This window comes from Gemmobacter megaterium, from assembly GCF_900156815.1.
Lineage (GTDB): Bacteria > Pseudomonadota > Alphaproteobacteria > Rhodobacterales > Rhodobacteraceae > Wagnerdoeblera > Wagnerdoeblera megaterium.
Genome location: NZ_FTOT01000002.1, coordinates 527480 through 541578, shown reverse-complemented (window position 1 = coordinate 541578; position 14099 = coordinate 527480). Strand labels below are relative to the sequence as shown.

The 14099-nt window shown below is 64.8% G+C and carries 14 protein-coding genes; 2 read left to right on the top strand and 12 right to left on the bottom strand.

All coding sequences use genetic code 11. The features are described from left to right. Positions 1-214 precede the first annotated feature (214 nt). Positions 215-766, top strand: a complete 552-nt coding sequence (locus BW970_RS07095; protein WP_076529700.1) for a L,D-transpeptidase — start codon at positions 215-217, stop codon at positions 764-766. Between the two features lie 9 nt (positions 767-775). Here BW970_RS07095 and BW970_RS07090 read toward each other — a convergent pair whose 3' ends face one another. The 4 genes from BW970_RS07090 to BW970_RS07075 all read right to left on the bottom strand — a co-directional run bounded on the left by BW970_RS07090 (position 776) and on the right by BW970_RS07075 (position 5948). After that, the gene (locus BW970_RS07090; protein ID WP_076529699.1) at positions 776-2131 is read right to left on the bottom strand and encodes an ATP-binding protein; all 1356 of its coding nucleotides are present in this window, start codon (positions 2129-2131) and stop codon (positions 776-778) included. Continuing rightward, on the bottom strand, positions 2128-2808 hold the full coding sequence (locus BW970_RS07085) for a response regulator (RefSeq protein ID WP_076529698.1): 681 nt from the start codon (positions 2806-2808) through the stop codon (positions 2128-2130). Before BW970_RS07085 ends, BW970_RS07090 begins: the two co-directional genes overlap by 4 nt. A 69-nt stretch (positions 2809-2877) precedes the next feature. Next, positions 2878-3759: an oxygen-dependent coproporphyrinogen oxidase gene (hemF, locus tag BW970_RS07080; RefSeq protein ID WP_076529697.1), complete on the bottom strand. Its 882-nt coding sequence runs from the start codon at positions 3757-3759 to the stop codon at positions 2878-2880. Between the two features lie 221 nt (positions 3760-3980). After that, entirely contained in the window at positions 3981-5948 is a 1968-nt protein-coding gene (locus BW970_RS07075) for a bifunctional 2',3'-cyclic-nucleotide 2'-phosphodiesterase/3'-nucleotidase (protein WP_076529696.1), read from the bottom strand. 164 nt (positions 5949-6112) lie between these two features. On the opposite strand from BW970_RS07075, the gene BW970_RS07070 reads away from it, so the two are divergent. Next, the gene (locus BW970_RS07070; RefSeq protein WP_076529695.1) at positions 6113-6508 is read left to right on the top strand and encodes a hypothetical protein; all 396 of its coding nucleotides are present in this window, start codon (positions 6113-6115) and stop codon (positions 6506-6508) included. Positions 6509-6550: 42 nt separating this feature from the next. On the opposite strand, the gene BW970_RS07065 is transcribed toward BW970_RS07070, so the two are convergent. The 8 genes from BW970_RS07065 to BW970_RS07030 all read right to left on the bottom strand — a co-directional run bounded on the left by BW970_RS07065 (position 6551) and on the right by BW970_RS07030 (position 13997). After that, a complete protein-coding gene (locus BW970_RS07065) occupies positions 6551-7357 on the bottom strand; it encodes an SDR family NAD(P)-dependent oxidoreductase (protein ID WP_076529694.1) in 807 nt (268 codons plus the stop codon). A gap of 15 nt (positions 7358-7372) precedes the next feature. Then, positions 7373-8395 carry a class I SAM-dependent methyltransferase gene (locus tag BW970_RS07060; RefSeq protein ID WP_076529693.1) on the bottom strand — a complete coding sequence of 341 codons (1023 nt, stop codon included), beginning with the start codon at positions 8393-8395 and terminating at the stop codon, positions 7373-7375. A 19-nt stretch (positions 8396-8414) separates the two neighbouring features. Next, a complete protein-coding gene (gene clpS, locus BW970_RS07055; RefSeq protein WP_188475538.1) occupies positions 8415-8735 on the bottom strand; it encodes an ATP-dependent Clp protease adapter ClpS in 321 nt (106 codons plus the stop codon). Positions 8736-8922: 187 nt separating this feature from the next. Then, positions 8923-9972, bottom strand: a complete 1050-nt coding sequence (locus tag BW970_RS07050) for a Hint domain-containing protein (protein WP_076529691.1) — start codon at positions 9970-9972, stop codon at positions 8923-8925. Between the two features lie 153 nt (positions 9973-10125). Beyond that, positions 10126-11175 (bottom strand): ABC transporter ATP-binding protein, encoded by a 1050-nt coding sequence (locus BW970_RS07045; protein WP_076529690.1) that lies wholly within the window; start codon positions 11173-11175, stop codon positions 10126-10128. Next, positions 11175-11957, bottom strand: coding sequence for an ABC transporter permease (locus BW970_RS07040; RefSeq protein ID WP_076529689.1), 783 nt, complete (start codon positions 11955-11957; stop codon positions 11175-11177). Before BW970_RS07040 ends, BW970_RS07045 begins: the two co-directional genes overlap by 1 nt. Then, on the bottom strand, positions 11954-12826 hold the full coding sequence (locus BW970_RS07035; RefSeq protein ID WP_076529688.1) for an ABC transporter permease: 873 nt from the start codon (positions 12824-12826) through the stop codon (positions 11954-11956). The genes BW970_RS07040 and BW970_RS07035 overlap by 4 nt, the downstream gene beginning before the upstream one ends. Positions 12827-12908: 82 nt before the next feature. Continuing rightward, positions 12909-13997 (bottom strand): ABC transporter substrate-binding protein, encoded by a 1089-nt coding sequence (locus tag BW970_RS07030; protein ID WP_200799276.1) that lies wholly within the window; start codon positions 13995-13997, stop codon positions 12909-12911. Positions 13998-14099: the final 102 nt, after the last annotated feature.

The following is a 14099-nucleotide window of genomic DNA, read 5'->3' as shown; positions in this document are numbered from 1 at the left end:
GCCGGGGGCGGAAGGAGGAGGGTTGAGGCATTGGGTCGGGCGCAGGTCAGGCCACCGCTCTCAGTCGGCCAGTCAGCGGGCAGGAATGCCCGTGCCGGGCAGGCGCGGCCCGTTCTCCACCGCGGGTGTCGGCCCACCGACACACATTGATCAACGCCGTCACGGCTGTGCACGCCCAGGCTGGCGTGCGCTGTTCTGCTAGAAGGAAACAGACATGACCCTTTCCCGCCGTACCACGCTGGCGCTTGGCCTGGGCGCGACCGCCGGGCTGTTGTTGCCCGCGACCGCCCGTGCGCAGGACGTCGTGCGCAACAACATCTCCAGCTTTCGCACGCAGGACTGGCGCGACCATTTCGACACTCTGGGCAAGGCGACCATCGTGGCCGACACCGTATCGCGTGCCTTGCATTTCTGGAGCGGGGACGGCAGCGATCATCGTATCTATCCCACATCGGTCCCGATTTCGGATGATCTGACCAAACGCGGCTACACCAGCATCGTGCGCAAGAAGGTCGGCCCGTCCTGGACGCCCACGGCCTCGCAGATGGAGCGGTATCCGGACTGGAAGCCGGTTCCGCCGGGGCCGGAAAACCCGCTTGGCACCCATGCGATGTATCTGTCCTGGCCCGCCTATATCATCCACGGCACCCATGATACGCGCAAGATCGGCAGAAAATCCTCGGATGGCTGCATCGGCCTGTACAATGAGATGATTGCCGAGCTGTTCGAGCTGTGCCCGATCGGCACGCAGGTGCGGGTGCTCTGACGATGGCCCTCAGGGGGTGGCAGGCAGGACGAGGTCAGCCTGCTCGCCCCCGCCCTCGCGCCGCGACAAGTGCAGTTCCCCACCCATCCGCCGCGTGACAGCGGCAACGATGGCCAGCCCCAGGCCGCTGCCCGGTTTGCCGGTCGCGCCGCGATAGAAGCGTTCGGTGACATGTGGCCGGTCGCTTTCGGCAATTCCCGGTCCCCGGTCCAGAATGCGAAAGCGCACCCTGTCGTGGATGCGTTCCAGAACCGCCTCGACCACAGCCCCTTCGGGCGAGGCGAGGATGGCGTTCTCCAGAAGATTTCGCAGGGCAGGCGCAACAAGGGCCGCCTGCGTCGTGCGCCAGTCGCCCGGCGTGGCGCGCAGGTCCAGCCGGACCCGGCGGGCGCTGGCCAGGCTGGCCAGACCATCGCCCACATCGGCAAGCAGGCGGGCACCATCCTGCGTCGGCCCTTCCATCGCATCGACGGCGTTTTCGGCGGCGGTCATGTCCAGCAACTGGCGGACCATGCGGTCGGTCCGGTCCACCCCGCGCGAAATCTGGTCCAGCGCGCGGGCGCGGGTCGGCGCGTCCGGGGCAATCGCCGCAATCTGGGCCTGGGTCTTCAGCCCGGCAAGCGGGGTCTTCAACTCATGCGCGGCAAAGGCGGTAAAGCTCCGCTCCCGCTCGCGCAATCCTTCGACGCGGCGAAACAGGCCGTTCAGGGCCGTTACCATGGGCTGCAATTCGCGCAGGGTGCCATGGGTATCCAGCGGGTGCAGATCCGTTGCGGATCGGGTGCTCAGGGCTTGGGTCATTCTGTCCAGGGGGGCCAGCCCGCGCCCCACCGCCAGCCAGATCGCTGTCGCCAGCAGCGGCAGGATCAGCGCCGTTGGGGCCAGCAGCCCCAGAACCACGCCGCCGACAAGGTCTTCGCGCACCGTGCGCGCATCGCCCACCATCACGCGCAGGCCACTTCTGGCGTCAACATGGGTGTAGACGCGCCAAACGGTTCCATCCACGGCGCGTTCGCTGAAGCCCGATTGCCCTTCGGACAGCCGCGCGGCGGGGGCCCCGTCGGAGCCGCTTTTCATCACGCCGTCAATGCCCCAGACCTGACAGATCAGTTGCCGCGCAATGTCATGCGGGGTGTCGCCGGGCAAGGCGGGCGCGTGCACCAGCGACGCGGCCTCCTTGTCCACGATTCCGCCGCTGCGTGCGATCAACGATGCCACCATCTGCGCCGATTCCTGCAAGCGCCGGTCCAGCACCAGGCCGACCTCGGTTCGCGTGGAATGTTGGATCCACAGTACCGCCGACAGCCACAAGACCCCCGTCGCGGCCAGCAGGATCAGGAACAGGCGTTTGCGGATGGAATTCATGCCGGATCGCTTTGCACTGCGGCATCGGCCAGACGATACCCCGCCCCGCGAACGGTTTCGATGAAGCTTGTACCCAGCTTGATGCGCAGCTTGTGGATATGCACCTCGACCGTATTGCTTTCGATATCTTCTTGCCAGCCATAGAGACGATCCTCAAGGAACGCCTTGGACAGGATCGCGCCGGGGCGTTCGATCAGGGCTTGCAGAATGGTGAATTCGCGGCGCGAAAACTGGAGACTGCGGCCGCCCAGCGTTCCGCGCATCCGCGCCGGATCCAGGCAGAGACCGTTCCAGTGCTGCACGGCCTCGGCCCGTCCCTGGCGTCGGCGCAGGATGGCCCGCAGCCGTGCCGCAAGCTCTTGCAACTCAAAGGGTTTGCCAAGGTAATCATCCGCCCCGCCATCCAGCCCGGCAACCCGATCTTCCAGCCCGTCGCGTGCGGTCAGAACCAGAACCGGCAGGTCCATTCCTTCGGCGCGCAAGCTGGCCAGCAGGTCCAGCCCGGACCCATCGGGCAACATGACGTCCAGCACCATACCCTCGAAGCAGCCAGCGCCCAGGGCGGCCCGCGCATCGGCGCAGGTCGGCACAGCGTCGGGCGAAAACCCCGCCAGCCGCAGGCCGACGGTCAGCCCGTCGCTCAGCATATCGTCATCCTCGACGATCAGAATTCTCACGGCCCTCGTCCGGTCTTGTGTCGGGCCTTGGTCTGCGCGCCCAACCTTAAGGATGCCTGAAGCGTTTCGTCAAATCCACTTGGCCACCGGGGGCAGGCTCATCAGCACCGCATTGGCATCGTGGCCCGTTTCAAGGCCGAATTTCGTGCCCCGGTCGTAGACGAGGTTGTACTCGGCATACAGGCCGCGATGAACCAGTTGCGCTTCGCGGTGGTCGTCGTTCCAGGGGGTCGGGCGGCGCCGGTCTGCCAGTGGCACGAAGGCGGGCAGGAACGCCTCGCCCACCGCGCGGGTAAAGGCGAAATCGGCCTCCCAGTCGCCGGTGTTCAGGTCGTCGTAAAAGATGCCGCCGACGCCCCGCGCACGGCCGCGATGGGGGATGAAGAAATATTCGTCTGCCCATGAGCGGAAACGCTCGTAATAGCGCGGATCATGTGCGTCGCAGGCGGCCTCCAGCACGGAATGGAAATGTGCGGTGTCCTCGGCATATTCCAGCGCGGGGTTCAGATCGGCGCCGCCGCCGAACCACCATGCGTGGGGCGTCCAGAACATGCGCGTGTTCATGTGAACCGCCGGACAATGCGGGTTGCGCATATGTGCGACAAGGCTGATGCCGCTGGCCCAGAACCGGGGATCGTGTTCCATGCCCGGCACACCGCGCGCGGCCATCGCCTTTTGCGCCCGCGGTTGCAGGGTGCCATGAACGGCGGACCAGTTCACGCCCACCTTTTCGAACACGCGACCACCACGCATGACCGACATGATGCCGCCGCCGCCATCATTGGCGCGCGTCGTCGGTGTCACCTCGAACCGGCCTGCCGCCAGATCGGATCCCGGTCCGGTCTGATGCCGATCCTCCAGCGCCTTAAAGGCGGCAACAATGCGGTCCCGCAGCTCACGGAACCAGTCCGAAGCCCTGGACTTGCGGTCTTCGAAATCGGAATCGAGCATGGCACCCCCCTGTGGCCGCTGGTCCTGCCATAGCAAGATGGTGCAGGTCATTCCAGACCAGCCCCGCATCTCTGATGTCGCAGGCGGCCTCATGTTCCGGTCACTGCCCGTCACAGGGAAAGCGGTGCTGCCCTCGCAAGCAGACACACGGCGCCAGAAGGGGCGCCCTGCCGCGCCGCAGGCCAGCCCCGACGGAAAGGGGGCTGGCCTGCGGTCGGGTGTCAGAACGTGATGCGATAGCTGGCGAAGCCATCCGCGCCCGGCCCGGCGAGTTCAATGCTCAGCCCGCGCTGGCGCACCTCGTCCAGATAGGCTTCGCCCTTGGGGCCGGTCAGGAACAGTGCTGTCGCCCCTTCGATCGGGGCAAAGGTCCAGTTGGCATCGGCCGCGGGTGCGATGGTGCCACTCTCGACGATATAGCGCACGATCACATCGCGGTTGGTATCCGGGGCCTGAAGGATGACGGTGGACCCATCGGCGCCGGGAAACTTGCCGCCGCCGCTGGCGCGGTAGTTGTTTGTGGCAACGATGAATTCCTGTTCCGGCGCGACCGGCTTGCCCTGATACATCAGGTCCACGATCCGGCTGGCATCCGGCTGGTTCACGTCGCCATTGGGCAGGAACCGCGACGGTTGCGACAGGTCGATCCGGTAGGTCACACCGTCGATCACATCATAGTTGTAGCTGGGGAAATCGGGGTTCAGCAGCGGCTGGTCGGTCTTGCCCGGCTCGATCTGGTTGAAGGCCCCTGCGGACCGTTCCAGCCAGCCTTTCAGGTGTTCGCCGGTGATCCGCACGACCTGCAACGTATTCGGATACAGGTACAGATCCGCGACGTTCTTGATCGCCACCGGCCCCGGTGCGACATCGGTGTAGTAGTCCGGCCCGCCCCTGCCACCGGCCTTGAACGGGGCGGCCGCCGACACAAGGGGCAGCCCCTCATGCTCTGTCCCCTTGAGCAGTTGGGCGACGTACCACGACTGGGCCATGTTGACGATCTGCACCGACGGATCATCGGCCACCAGCGCGAAATAGGAATGCAGCGCGGCGTCGGTCTGGCCGACCTCGGCACGCACATATTCCAGCGTTTCGCCATGGACGGCCGCCGTAGCCTCGATCGCCGGGGCGTAGTCTGCGACCAGCGCCTTGATCGAGCGGTCTTCCTGCCGCTGGCTGATCGGATGCAGCGCGCTTTCGCCAGAGGCGACTTTCCAGCCGTCGCTGTCGCGTTCCAGCATCAGGTCGATCACACCCAGGTGCGACCCCCAGAATCCGGGCATCGCGGCGGGTACGCCCTTGATCCGTCCCGTTGCGGCATCCAGGTCCGCGCCGTCGAAATCCTTGGCAGGCCACAGCTTGTGCTGATGCCCCAGGACGATGGCATCGACCCCTTCGATCCCGGCAAGATGCCAGGCGGCATTCTCCATCCATGGCGTTTCGTCCGCAGTGTCGATGCCGCTATGCGACAGCACGACGATCACGTCGGCCTGCTTGCGCAGTTCCGGGATCCAGGCGCGCGCCGCTTCGAGGATATCTCGGGCGTGGTGGCTTCCCTCCAGATGGGCGCGGTCCCAAGCCATGATCTGCGGCGGGACAAATCCGATGATACCGATCTTCAGCGGATGCGCGGTGCCCGCCCCGTCGGTCACCATCCGGTCCAGCACGACAAAGGGCTGCACCAGCAGCGTGTCGTCCAGCGGGGTAGTGCCCAGTTGGGTCGCCACATTGGCGCAGACCACGGGGAACCCCGCGCCGGCATTCACATTGGTCAGGAATTCCACCCCATAGTTGAATTCGTGATTGCCCAGCGTGCCCGCGTCATAGCCCACGGCGTTCATGCCCGCGATGATCGGGTGAACGTCGCCCGAGGCCATCCCCTTCTTGTAGGCGATGTAATCGCCCATCGGGTTCCCTTGCAGGTAATCGCCATTGTCCACCGTAAGGCTGTTCGCGGCCTCGGCCCGCAACTCGGTCAGGATGCTGGCCGTGCGTGCAAGGCCCGCCGTGTCGACGGCGCGGTCGGCGTAGTAGTCGTAGGGCTGCACGTGGCAATGCAGATCCGTGGTGGACAGGATCCGCAAATGCGCCTGTCCCGCCTGCGCGCGGGCGGTGAACGGGTGTACCAGCGCCAAACCTCCGGCGGCGGCGGATGTCAGGATCAGGCGACGACGAGTGATCTGCAACGACATGGCAGGCTCCTTGATGGGAGGCCGCGCAGGGCGCGGCGACGGGATTCGCACTCCTTCAATCAGCCGAGTGTAACAGCACAGAGGCAACCGGAAAGAGGGCGCTCGCAGGCCGGGGGTTGCAACCGGGCGCGATTGTTCTACGCTTGTGACGAAGGAGGCCCGTCATGCGCGCACGCCACACCCTGTTGGTCCTGGGTTTGCTGGCTGCCTGCGGCACACCGCAGGAACAGTGCATCCGCATGGGAGCCCGCGACCTGCATGTCATGGATCGTCTGATTGCGGAAAGCCGCGCCACCCTGCAACGGGGGTATGCCATCGAGGAGACAGAGGTCGACAACTGGGTCTGGGTTGTCTGTGGTCCTCCTCCGATGGTGAACGGGCAGGTTGCCGGCCCGCCGCGACGCTGCTTCGAGAATGTGCCGCGCATCGAACGCCGCCCAAAGGCGGTGAACCTGGTCGAAGAGCGCGCCAAACTCGCCTCGATGGAGGCAAAGCGGCGGCAACTTGCGCAAGAGGCAGCCCCCGTGATTGCCGCGTGCAAGGCGAAATACCCGGAATAGCCCGCAACGTCAGGCCCGAAAGCCATTCGCAGATGGCTTTGGCTAATGTGCGGGCAGCCGGACCGGATCTATAAGGCTGCGCCCGCCATCGACCGTCAGAACCTGTCCCGTCACGAACCCCGCCCCGTCGGACGCCAGAAACTGTACCGTCTCTGCCAGTTCCGCAGGGGCAGCAATACGGCCCGCCGGGGTGCCGCGACGGATTTCGTCGCGCCAGTCGGGATTGTCTTTCAAGGCGGCTTGCAGGCTGGCGCTCATGACGCTGCCGAAGGCGACGCAATTCACGCGAATCCGTTGCGGAGCCAGCGCCACAGCCATGGAACGTGTCATCTGTTCAATGCCGGCGCAGGCCATGGAATAGCCCAGCAACTCTGGATGCGTCAGGCGCGCGGCAATCGACGACACATTGATGATGCTGCCCGCCGGCCCGGTATCGCCCGACTTCCCCGCCTGCGCGATCATCCGTCGTCCGACATGCTGGGCCAGACGCAGCGAGGTCATCAGGTTTTGCTGCACCATTTCCTCTACCGCGTCCTCGTCAACGCACAAGGGATCGGACAGCACGATGCTGCGATGCGCGTTCACCAGAATGTCCACCCGGTCAAAGGCGTCCAGGGTGGCGGACAACAGGTTGTTGATGGTCAGCTTCTTGCAAAGATCGCCACCAAACCAGCGTACCGGGCCTTCGGCGTGGGCTTCCTCGCCAAGGTCGCGTTCAAGCGCATCTTCGTCCTGATCCGCGAACATTACGTTTGCGCCGCGATCGACGAAATGCCGGGCGATGGCGCGGCCAATGCCGTGGGCAGCTCCGGTCACGATGGCCGTCTTGCCGGAAATCGAAAGGGTCATGGGCAGGAATGTCCTTCAGGCCGGTCTGCGCGGGACGGTGCCGGGGGCAGGGCGTGTCATGGGACGGCTGGCACGACACAGACGGAACCGGGAATCGCCACCCCGATCCTCCAACTCACGAAACAGTTCGGCAAGTACGGGTTCATAGGGCAGATGGCGGTTCGCCACCAGCCACAGCGTGCCGGATGTCGTCAGCATCCCGGCCGCCGCCCGCAAAAACGCGATGCCAAGCGCGGGATCGGCGTCGCGGCTCGTATGGAAGGGCGGATTGCAGACAACCGCATCAAAGGCGCGATCCGGGCGGAACCGCAGGGCATCGGCCCAGTGAAACCGCGCCCGCACATCGGCAAGGTTGTGCCGCGCGCACTCCAGCGCCTCGGCCTCGGCCTCGATCAGGTGGCATTCGGCAACGCCGGTGCGTGACAGAACCGCCTTGGAAAGATAGCCCCAGCCAGCCCCCAGATCGCCCACCCGTGCAGGCAGCTTTTCCGGCAAGGCCGCCGCCAGCAAGGCAGAGGCGTGGTCGATCCCATCGGCGGAAAACACGCCGGGCCGGGTGACAAAACCGCCGTCGATCAGGCGGTCCCTGGCAGCCCAGTCTGACAGATCCCGCCCGGCCGCGACCGAGAAAGTCTTGCCATGTGCCTTGGACAGCGGGGCACCCGGCGCAGCGCCCATATCGCGCAATTCGCGCAGCGCGGCCTCGATGCCATCGGTCTTTTGCCCATCCACCAGGATGGGGCCGCCCGGCTGCACATGGGCCGCCGCCTGGGCCAGCAGCGCCCGCGCCTGTTCGCGCGCCCTGGGGAGGCAGACCAATGCGGCGGCATATTGCCCCACTGGGTCGGTGGCGACGTCAAACCCCTGCGCGGCAAAGAAATCATGATCAGGCCGGAACCCCGTCACAACCTGCACCCGATCCCGTTGCAACGACGACAGGTCATCTCCGGCACGGGGCCGCAACACCAGGATCCGCCCTTGGGGGGGAAGTTCAACGGCACCGCTTTCCAGCGCCAGGGTCAACCGTTCGGAACGCATGGGCGACCGCAGAGCGGCCCTATTCCTTTTCCATGGTGCATTGTAGCGGATGCTGATGGCGGCGCGCGAAATCCATCACCTGTGCCACCTTGGTTTCAGCCACTTCGAAACTGAATACGCCGACGACCGCCAGCCCCTTCTTGTGAACTGTCAGCATGATCTCGAAAGCCTGGGCATGACTCAGGCCGAAAAAACGCTCCAGCACATGAACGACGAATTCCATCGGTGTGTAATCGTCGTTCAGCAGCAACACCTTGTACAGCGGCGGGCGCTGCGTCTTGGGCCGCGTCTTGGTGACGATCGAGGTGTCGTCGCCCGGTCCGTCCTTGCGGTCGGTCATGGTCCAGGCTTCGTGCATGGTGGGTGGCCTCGTCTGTCGGGTCGCGGGATAGCTTTCTATATAGACCATCCGCCCCGGCTAAAAAAGGGTCCGCGCCGTGCAAGGCCGGGAAAACCGTTGAACGCGACGGTTTCCCCGGTGGTGCCCCCCTGCCAGGCGGCGTGCTGCGGCCTTTGCCGATCCGGGGTCAGGCCGCCTCGTGGCGCAGGATCGCGGCTTCGGGGCCGCTCAGGTTGCGCCGCGCATAGCCACCATAGGCCGACGTATCGGGCAGCAGGGCCAGCAAGCCTGCACGTTGCGCAGGATCCAGGGTCTCCAGCGCCGCGCTCTGGGGGTGAAAGCTCTCGCTCGGAACGCCATTGGCAAAGACGATCTGATGCGCTTCCAGCAAGATGTGCACATAGGTCACTTCGCGCAGCGAGGTGTCGATCAGCACGCTATGGTCATTCACCAGATCCTGGGCCCGGACCAGAACTTCGGGCGTTCCGAACAGCGCATCCGCAGCCCTGCCGCGCAGCAGCATCCGGTGTTGCGGCGAGACCAGAAGATCAGCCTGCGGCTGATTGGCACCCAGTGACAAGGCGCGGATACGAACCGGACGCAGATGCGGCATGGCATAGAGGCGCGCACCCGTCATGCGGCGCTGGCCGCACCAGAGTATGTCCTGCGGACCGCAATCCGCCGTGTCGATCCGATCGCCGGGGCGCAGCGCCTCGATCGGGCGCGGGCCTTGCGGCGTTGCCACCAGCGTGCCGGGAGTAAAGCAGATGACGCCACCTTCCCGTGGCGTGCCGGGGGCCAGCCGCCGCGCATCGACAGAGGACCGGACGATCCACAGATCCCGCCCTGACGGGGGCATGGATCCCACGAACATCACCAGCCGCGCGGCGCTTTCAGGGACCGGGATGATCGTGGCTGCCCAGGTCTGGCGCCCGTCGGTCACGACAAACCCCTGTTCAGGTGCTGCCGCCAGCCCATCAGGGGGGGGCGCCCCACCCGTCGCAACCGCCGCGCCGACCAGCCGCCGCACCATCCGCGCGGCGCGTCGGTGCAGATCTTCAGCGCCCTCTGCGCCCTCCAGCAGCAGGATCGAACCGGGATGATCGACCCGGACCGCCTGCCCAAGCCAGCGCCATCCGGCGCCGACGCGCAGCAGATCGGGCGCCGGACCCGGCAGACCATCAGCCTCTGTCTGAGACCATGAAACAACGAAAGTGCCCCGGTAGCCCGGTGCCATATGACTGCTCACTTGCCTGTGGCGCATGTATTGCGCGGTGCCTGCTCGACGGTGCTTTGCGCACCTGATTATGCAGCAAGGTTAGCAGCCGGGGCATCCGCCTGCTAGGGCAGGGGCGCAACACTCTGTCGCAAAATCCGCGGCGGCCCGCCGTCAGGCCGTCAGAATGATCAGGTCAGATGCGGATGCCGACAGTGTGACAGTGCTGTTCAACGCGGGCGGGGGGGCATCGGGGCGGTTGAAGACATCCGCCGACAGCCGGTTGCCCGCCACATCCACCCGCAGCCGGATCACCGACCCAAGAAAATCCACCTCGGTCACCTGGCCGGTCAGATTGAGTTCCCGAGCCGGATCGGCCCCCATGTGCAGCGCCTCTGGGCGCAGGGCCAGCGCGACATCACCTGATGGTAGGCTGCGCCCCAGCATATGACGCGTGCCGCCGATCTCGATCTCGCCGGTCGTCGGCGCGATGACCCGCGCCTCGATCCGATTGAGTTGGCCGACAAAGTTCGCGACAAAGCGCGTTGCCGGGCGGTTGTAGATTTCGAACGGTTCCGCCACCTGTTCGGCCACGCCGCCATTCATCACCACAACACGATCGGACATCGACAGGGCTTCTTCCTGATCGTGGGTCACAAAGATCGTGGTGATGCCAAGCTCGCGCTGGATCTGCCGGATCTCGGCGCGCAGGGACACGCGGATCTTGGCGTCCAGTGCCGACAGGGGTTCGTCAAGCAACAGCACCTGTGGCCGCACCGCCAGCGCCCGCGCCAGCGCCACACGCTGTTGCTGGCCACCCGACAACTGGAACGGATAGGACGGCCCCTTGTCCGGCAGGCCGATCAGGCGCAGCATCTCGACCACCCGCGCCTCGCGTTCCGCGCGCCCGACGCCGGCGACCTTTAGGCCAAAGGCCACGTTCTGGGCGACGGTCAGGTTCGGAAACAGCGCATAGGCCTGAAACACCATGCCGATGTTGCGTTGGTTCGGTCGCAGTTTCACCACATCCTTGCCGTCGATCCGGATCGCGCCCGTGCTGGGGGATTCAAATCCGGCCACCATGCGCAGAACGGTGGTCTTGCCGCAGCCGGATGGCCCAAGCAGCGATATGAACTCGCCCTTGGCGACCGACAGGTTGAAATCCTTGACAACACGGTTTGTGCCGAAGGATTTTTCCAGATGTTCGATTTCAAGAAATGCCATCAGCCCTGCGCTCTGGTATGTTTGGTGAAACGGGTGACAAGCTGGATCAGGCCCATGCAGGCCCAGGTGATTGCAAAGGCGATCACCGCCAGCGCGGCGGGTTCATAGGCCCTGTTGGCGCCAAGCACCTGCATGAAGGGGCCAAAGGCCGGGCGGTTCAGCAAGGCGGCCATGGTGAATTCGCCGATCACGATGGCAAAGGTCAGAAAGGCCCCCGACAGGACGCCTGTCAGTACATTCGGCAAGATGACCTTGGCCAGAATGGTGATCCAGCCGGCACCAAGCGACTGGGCGGCCTCGGTCAGCGTGGCCACGTCGATGGACCGCAGCCCGGTATCGACGGCGCGATACATATAGGGCAGTGCCAGCATGACATAGCCGCACATCAGCAGGATGTTGGTGCCGGTCGCGGATCCGGTCAGCGGCAGAAAGCTGGAGGTGTTGTAAAGCCGGATATAGCCGAACACCACGACGATCGCCGGAATGACCAGCGGCAGCAGGGTGACGAATTCCACCCAAGGCCGGGCCGCAGGCAGCTTCAGCCGCACCCAGAAGGCCGTGGGCACGACCAGCAGGGCGCCGACCAGAATCGTGGCCAATGCCATCAGCACGGAATAGCCGAAGGTCTGTTGAAACCGCGGGTCAGCCAGCACCACGGCATAGGCATCGAACGAATATTCTCCGCGGCGCATCCGCAGGCTGAATTCGGTCATGCCGATCAAGGGCAGGGCAAAGAACACGCAGCCGAGGATCACGCTGCCCCAGGCGAACAGGCGGGTCATTTCAGCCACCTTTCGCTGCGCACCCGCAGCCAGATGTAAAGCCCGTTGGCGATGCCGGTGATCACGATCATGCCGAAGGCAAGCGCATAGCCGAGATGCGGATCGCCAAGCACATCGCCCCGGATCTGGGCAAACAGCTTGATGGGGACAATGTTCAATTGCGGACCTGTCAGGGCGAATGCGGTGGCGATGGCGCCAAAGGAATTGGCAAAAAGCAACGCGAAGGTGCCCAGCAGCGATGGGAACAGGATCGGCAGCGCCACCATCCGCCAATATTGCGCGCCAGTGGCGCCCAGAATGGCCGCAGCCTCGCGCCATTCGCGTTTCAGCCCTTCGATGGCCGGGGCGATGATCAGGATCATCAGCGGGATCTGGAAGAACAGATAGACGATCACCAATCCCCAGAACGACAGCAGGTTGAACCCCATCGCGCGCAGGTTGATACCGAACTCCTGCCTGAGCCAGAGTGTGACCAGCCCCACCGGCCCCAGCGTGGCCAGAAAGGCAAAGGCCAGCGGTACACCGGCAAAGTTGGAGGCGACGCCCGAAAAGGTCATCAACGGGCTGCGCACCCAGCGCGGCAAACCGCCCAAAATCACGGCGGCCGCCATCATGAACCCGACGAGGCATCCCAATGTGGCGGTCACGAGGCTGAGTTGGATCGACACCCAATAGGACGACAGAATAGAGGGCGTGTTCAAGCCGCGGATATTGTTCAGGGTAAAGCTGCCCTCGGGCGTCTGGAAGGCGCCCACGACTATCTTCATCGTTGGCAGCACAAGAAACAGCACCGTGAACAGTGCGAATGGCAGCAGGCCCAGCCAGTGCGGGTTGAACCGAAAGCGGCTGGTGGCAGATCGGATGGGCATCGCCGGGGCTCCGTAAGTCCAAGGCGGGGGCAAGCTGTGCCGCCCCCGCCTGCGCCGCCAGAGGGCGACGGTTCAGCTCAGCTTACTGAACGTTTGCGCCGACGGTCGAGTCCCAGCCGCCTACGACAGCGGCCTTGTTGGCATCCTGTTCGTCGATGGTCGGGAAATAGGCGTTGGCATAGGGCTCTGCCGGGGGCAGGGCGTCCAGCAGGTCTTGCGGGATCTTGCCATCGGCCACCATCTCGTTGAAGCGCGCGGTGTGGCAGTAGCCTTTGACATAGCCGTTCTGACCTTCGTCAGAGAAGATATGCTCCATCCACAGCTTGGCGGCGTTCGGATGTGGCGCATAGGCCGAGATCGCCTGCACATAGACGCCTGCCAGCGTGCCCTTGGTCGGCACGGTGACTTCGACCGGGGGGTTGCCGTTCAGTGCATCTCGCGCGGCAAGGGCGTTGTAGTCCCACATCACCATGATGGGCGTGGTGCCCTGTGCCAGCGTCCCCGCCTTGCCGATCACCGGAACGAAGTTGCCGGCATCGTTGAGTTCCTTGAAGAATTTCAGGCCAGCTTCGCCCGATTCGGTCCCGGCCGCGGCGCCGCGCGCCATGCCTGCGGACAAGACGCCCAGAATGGCCTGGTTCGAGGCGCGCGGATCCCCTGCCAGGGCAACCTGGCCGGCGTAGTCCGGCTTGAGCAGATCTTCCCATTCGGTCGGGGCGGTATCGACCAGATCCTTGTTGGTGATAAAGGCCATCACACCGTAATAGGCGCCATAGTAATAGCCATCGGCATCCTTGACGCTGTCGGGGATCTGATCCCAGACCGAGACCTTGTAGGGCTGGATCAGCCCTTCGCTCTTGGCCTGCGGCCCGAACGACAGGCCGATATCGAGCACGTCCGGCGCCTGCGGGCCCTTGTTGTCCTTGTTGGCGCGGACGGCTTCCAGCTCGTCGGCGGACCCGGCGTCGGGGTTCAGTTCGTTGACGGTCAGAAAGGGATACTTGGCCTTGAAGCTGGCAATGATGTCGCCATAGCCGCACCAGTCATGCGGCAAGGCGATGGTGGTCAGCATACCTTCGGCCTTGGCACCCTCGATGATCTCGTCCATCGACTGCGCGCTGACCATGGCGGTCGAGCCGAGCAGCGCCGAAATGGCCAGGCTCGCGGTCATCATCCGTGTCATGTTTCTCTCCGTTGGATTGGGGTCGGATTCTCTGACCCCTTGTAGAACCCGTTTTGCAACCGTTCTGTGACGGTCCTGCGGTGCCACGCG

What these genes read in the sequence shown, in the direction of transcription:
- BW970_RS07095 (WP_076529700.1), top strand. Translation starts at nt 215, where the DNA reads ATGACCCTTTCCCGCCGTACCACGCTGGCGCTTGGCCTGGGCGCGACC.
- BW970_RS07050 (WP_076529691.1), bottom strand. Translation starts at nt 9,972, where the DNA reads ATGGCACCGGGCTACCGGGGCACTTTCGTTGTTTCATGGTCTCAGACA.
- BW970_RS07065 (WP_076529694.1), bottom strand. Translation starts at nt 7,357, where the DNA reads ATGACCCTTTCGATTTCCGGCAAGACGGCCATCGTGACCGGAGCTGCC.
- BW970_RS07040 (WP_076529689.1), bottom strand. Translation starts at nt 11,957, where the DNA reads ATGACCCGCCTGTTCGCCTGGGGCAGCGTGATCCTCGGCTGCGTGTTC.
- BW970_RS07075 (WP_076529696.1), bottom strand. Translation starts at nt 5,948, where the DNA reads ATGTCGTTGCAGATCACTCGTCGTCGCCTGATCCTGACATCCGCCGCC.
- clpS (WP_188475538.1), bottom strand. Translation starts at nt 8,735, where the DNA reads ATGACCGACCGCAAGGACGGACCGGGCGACGACACCTCGATCGTCACC.
- BW970_RS07060 (WP_076529693.1), bottom strand. Translation starts at nt 8,395, where the DNA reads ATGCGTTCCGAACGGTTGACCCTGGCGCTGGAAAGCGGTGCCGTTGAA.
- BW970_RS07035 (WP_076529688.1), bottom strand. Translation starts at nt 12,826, where the DNA reads ATGCCCATCCGATCTGCCACCAGCCGCTTTCGGTTCAACCCGCACTGG.
- BW970_RS07045 (WP_076529690.1), bottom strand. Translation starts at nt 11,175, where the DNA reads ATGGCATTTCTTGAAATCGAACATCTGGAAAAATCCTTCGGCACAAAC.
- hemF (WP_076529697.1), bottom strand. Translation starts at nt 3,759, where the DNA reads ATGCTCGATTCCGATTTCGAAGACCGCAAGTCCAGGGCTTCGGACTGG.
- BW970_RS07090 (WP_076529699.1), bottom strand. Translation starts at nt 2,131, where the DNA reads ATGAATTCCATCCGCAAACGCCTGTTCCTGATCCTGCTGGCCGCGACG.
- BW970_RS07030 (WP_200799276.1), bottom strand. Translation starts at nt 13,997, where the DNA reads ATGACCGCGAGCCTGGCCATTTCGGCGCTGCTCGGCTCGACCGCCATG.
- BW970_RS07070 (WP_076529695.1), top strand. Translation starts at nt 6,113, where the DNA reads ATGCGCGCACGCCACACCCTGTTGGTCCTGGGTTTGCTGGCTGCCTGC.